Genomic DNA, 4,052 nt, shown 5'->3' on the forward strand with positions numbered 1-4,052 from the left:
GACCTGCCTCGCTGACCAGCTGTTTTGCTTTTTCCAGATCCTGCTCATAACCCTGGATCGAGCTGTCATAGAAGGTGTTAACGTTGCTGAAGATGGTGTTTGCAGGCTCAGCCATACCTTCGCCGTAAGCACCGGCGATGATTTCTTCTTTGTTAAGTGCTGCAAAGACTGCCTCGACAACCTTTGGATCTTCAAAGGTGGAGCAGAACTTGTTGACTGCCAGGTAGTTTACACGGCCTTCTGGATATTTCACAACATTGTAGTTGCTGTCGTTTGCGTACTTTTCAACAGCCTGTGCATTTGCCAGCTCCATGAAGTTTACTTCGCCGTTCATCAGAGAAACTTCCTGTGCTGCGGTGTCGGAGATGATTTTGAAGGTGATCTTGTCGATGGATGGAGCGCCCATGTAGTAGTCCTCGTTTTTCTCTACTACCAGGTACTGATCCTGTACAAACTCAGACAGTTTGTATGGACCGGAACCGATGCCGGTCATATTGGCTTCAGCGCCGACGATGTTGGTGTTGCCGCCGAATACATGCTCTGGGATCAGAGTTACCTGACCGAGCAGGTCCGGATAGGAAACGGAGGCAACTGGCAGGGTGATTTTTACGGTCAGATCGTCTACCTTCTCATAGGTAACCGGCTGGTCGTTGATGATAACAGCGTTGGTGTTGCCTGCGCCGTTGTTGGTGTCTGCATTGACATCCAGGGTGAAGATGACGTCGTCAGCGGTGATTGCTTCGCCGTCATGCCATTTCAGGCCGTCTTTCAGTTTGAGGGTGACAACGGTGCCGTCCTCGGAAACTTCGTAGGATTCTGCCAGATAATATCTGGTTTCATCGACGTCCTTGATGAAGAGCGGATCATACAGTGGGTTGAGCATGATAACGCCCTCTTTGTAGGTTTCCAGCAGAGGGTTCAGGTTGGATACACAGCTTGCACTTGGAATGATCAGGTTGGTTTCTTCCGCTGTAGCTGTTTCCTCGGTGGATTCTTCTGCAGTTTCCTCGGTCTGTGCCGATTCTTCGGTGGTTGTCTGCTCCGAAGTCTCGGTCTGTGTCTGATTGCTGCCAGAGCAGGCAGTCAGAGATGCTGTCAGCATAACTGCACACAGCAGCAGGCTGAGAATTTTCTTTTTCATTGGTATTCCTCCCGTTAAAAAAGCAACAATAAACTTGGCAGAATTTCTGCCCTTTTTGATCTGCAACTATTGTATCTTGTTTTTTTGACAAAATCCAATCGAAAATACTTATTCACTTGTTTTATTTATAGATATAATCTTTGGACAATATATACAAAATCATGGGGTACCCTCTCTTTTTTAGTCTTATTCCATAGTTTTGTATTTTATTTAACGATCCGTTTGTATTGATTTTCCCTACAACCGCTTTATGTAAATATCAGGATAAAATATGTAAAATCTATCCTTTTTCTGTAAAAAAATAAATAAAAAGCAGGAATCCTAGGACGGATTCCTGCTTTTTATTTATTTTGACGATCAATTTCAGCCTGAAACTACAAATATCATTCTTGCTTATTTCTGGATTTCTTCTGCCAGAGCAAGGATCATCTGTCTGGTCAGCGCCAGGTCCTGCTTTGCAATCATTGCAGAGATGGACGCAGGATAACGGCAAGGAATCGACAGCGCCATCACCGGAACTCCCGCACAGGAGGTCTGAATCTGCTTGCTCTCGTTTTTATCGCTGCTGCGTTCAATCTGCTGCAATGCGATCTGATGCTCCTTTGCTGCCTTCAGGCATTGCTGATAGAAGGCCAGGTCATAATAGGTGGTCTGATCGTGCAGACAAACCGCCGGTCCTTTTCCAAGGCAGCAGGTGTGCGCTCCACCGCGCACATCGTCGGCTTTTGCGCTGCCGATGACCAACGCCAGATCTGGACGAAGGACAAAGGCTGCATTGGCAGCACCCGAGGTCATCGTCTGCGCACTGGTGGTAAAGACAACGTCGACGTCGTACTCCCATTCCTCGCAGAGCATCTCCGCCAGCATCGCGCAGGCTGCACGGGTTTCCATCGCCTTGCCGGTCAGGTAGCCGTCGCCAAATTCAGCAACTCCTTCGCCGGCAAAAGTGATCTGTGCTCCCAGACTAACCGCCTGTTCAGCACTTTCCCTGCTGGAAGCGCCGATGTCGATGTACAGCTTGTCAAACGGTACCGGACGATCCTGTTCCTCCTTAGTCTGCAGATGAATCGGCTTTGTTCCGATGACGCCCAGCGTCTTTCCATCAATGCGAACCGCTTTTCCCAGCGTCACACGGCTGTCAACATCGCCGGCGTTGGCAAAGGAGAGCAGTCCATCCTCACGGATGCCGGTCAGCATGAAGCCTGCCTCATCCATGTGGGCGGTAATCATCAGCTTTTTGACTGCCGGATGTCTGCCCTTTTTGTGACAGAGCAGGTTTCCTCTGGCATCCACCTTCCAGTCACAGTGTCCGTCGATCATCTCAATCAGAGCGCTGCGCACCTTGTCCTCTCTGCCGGAAATTCCATCTGTATTACAAAGTGTGGTGATCCACTCTACCTTGCTCATGCTCTGCACGCTCCTTCCTGCGGTCTGATACATTCAGCGACATAGGCTGCCGCCAGTTTTGCGGTGTTTTCCATGTCGGATGCATTGATGACCTCCACCGGTGTGTGCATATAGCGCAGCGGGATGCAGGTGCAGGCACCCTTTGCTCCCTGACCTGCAAGGATGATGCCGTCTGCGTCGGTTCCGGTGCGATAACCCGCATAGACCTTGACCTGATGGGTGATGTTCTGCTCCCGACCGACCCGTGCCATCTCCTCCGAAACCTCTCTGCTGAGGATTGGGTTGTGTCCGACCATCGGACCGTCGCCCAGCTTGCCGCCCTGATGGGTCTGCAATTCTGGAGTCAGTGCAAAGCTGACATCCACCGAGATACAGTGGCTGATCGGCTGCAGGGCATTGGCTCCGGTCGCCGCACCCATGCCGCCGACCTCCTCCATGACGCTCAGCAGCAGCGTGATCGAACAGTCGGTGTCCATCGTTTTGAGCAGACGGGCAGCGGTAATCATCGCAGCACAGCCGCAGCGGTCGTCCAGCGCCTTGCTGGAAACATTGCCCTCCAGCAGATGTTTAAAGCTTCCCATATAGGAGATTCTTGTTCCAATCGGAAATTCCTCCTCCGCCTGTTCCCTGCTCATGCCGGCATCGACATAGAGCTGATCAACCGTCGGATTTTTGGCAGGGTCCTGCTCCTCCGAGGCGACGATGCCGCGGCGCGGACCTTTGGTTCCGTGGATGATGACCGGAGAGGCAGTTGCCACACGGCGGTCGATACCGCCGCAGCGGGTCACCTTCAAAAAGCCGTCCTTGTCGATAGCGCAGACCATCAGACCGATTTCATCCATGTGCGCTTCCAGCACAACATGCGGCTTGTCCGGCGATTCCTGCTTGACGGTGCAGATTAAACTGCCCAATGGTGTACGGCGCACCGGTCCCAGGTCGCGGATCTCCTCCTCCAACAGGTCGGCAATCGGCTTTTCATCGCCTGCAACGCCGTGATGTTGGGTCAGCTTTTCTAACAAAGCGAGTATTTCCATCGCATTTTCCCCTTTCAGTAAACGGCTGCCAAAGCAGACCATTCTACAAACATTCTCTTCCCTTTGATTATAGCAGGATTTTGGATTCCTGCAAGGGATTGCCGTCCTTTCTTCCTCTGGACGAGCCATTCTTCCCATGGTATACTGAACTCACATCCATTTCATTCTTTCCTATTCTATAAAAAACAAACTGTGAGGGATCATTATGACCGAACGTGAAAAAATGCTGGCCGGCCTGTTATACGACTGCGGCGATCCAGAACTGCTGACACAATGGCACAAGGCAAAGGACCTGATCCGCGACTACAACCGCACCGACTCCCAGGACCTTGCACAAAAGGAACGCATCCTGACCGAGCTTCTGGGCGGACGCGGCAAAAATCTGTGGATCACACCGCCGTTTTATGTGGACTACGGCAACAACATCTATTTTGGCGACAACTGCGAAGTCAACATGAACTGCACCTTTC

General features: G+C 51.3%; 4 protein-coding genes. 1 reads left to right on the top strand and 3 read right to left on the bottom strand.

Features of this window, described 5'->3' with window-relative positions; genetic code table 11:
- From Q0L39_RS11060 to Q0L39_RS11070, 3 genes are all read right to left on the bottom strand, one after another.
- Window positions 1–1,141: ABC transporter substrate-binding protein (locus Q0L39_RS11060; RefSeq protein ID WP_296629184.1), on the bottom strand; the 1,141-nt coding region annotated here is incomplete at its 3' end.
- A 393-nt stretch (window positions 1,142–1,534) separates the two neighbouring features.
- Window positions 1,535–2,548, bottom strand: coding sequence for a M42 family peptidase (locus tag Q0L39_RS11065; RefSeq protein ID WP_296629186.1), 1,014 nt, complete (start codon window positions 2,546–2,548; stop codon window positions 1,535–1,537).
- Window positions 2,545–3,582 carry a M28 family peptidase gene (locus Q0L39_RS11070; RefSeq protein ID WP_296629188.1) on the bottom strand — a complete coding sequence of 346 codons (1,038 nt, stop codon included), beginning with the start codon at window positions 3,580–3,582 and terminating at the stop codon, window positions 2,545–2,547. Before Q0L39_RS11070 ends, Q0L39_RS11065 begins: the two co-directional genes overlap by 4 nt.
- A 205-nt stretch (window positions 3,583–3,787) precedes the next feature.
- Here Q0L39_RS11070 and Q0L39_RS11075 point away from each other — a divergent pair.
- A partial coding sequence (locus Q0L39_RS11075; protein ID WP_296629190.1) for a maltose acetyltransferase domain-containing protein occupies window positions 3,788–4,052 on the top strand: 265 nt, incomplete at its 3' end.

Source organism: uncultured Negativibacillus sp. (assembly GCF_944388365.1).
Taxonomy (GTDB): Bacteria; Bacillota; Clostridia; order Oscillospirales; family Ruminococcaceae; genus Negativibacillus.

Coding starts and splice junctions, on each gene's coding strand:
- Q0L39_RS11065 (WP_296629186.1), bottom strand. CDS start 2,548: ATGAGCAAGGTAGAGTGGATCACCACACTTTGTAATACAGATGGAATT.
- Q0L39_RS11070 (WP_296629188.1), bottom strand. CDS start 3,582: ATGGAAATACTCGCTTTGTTAGAAAAGCTGACCCAACATCACGGCGTT.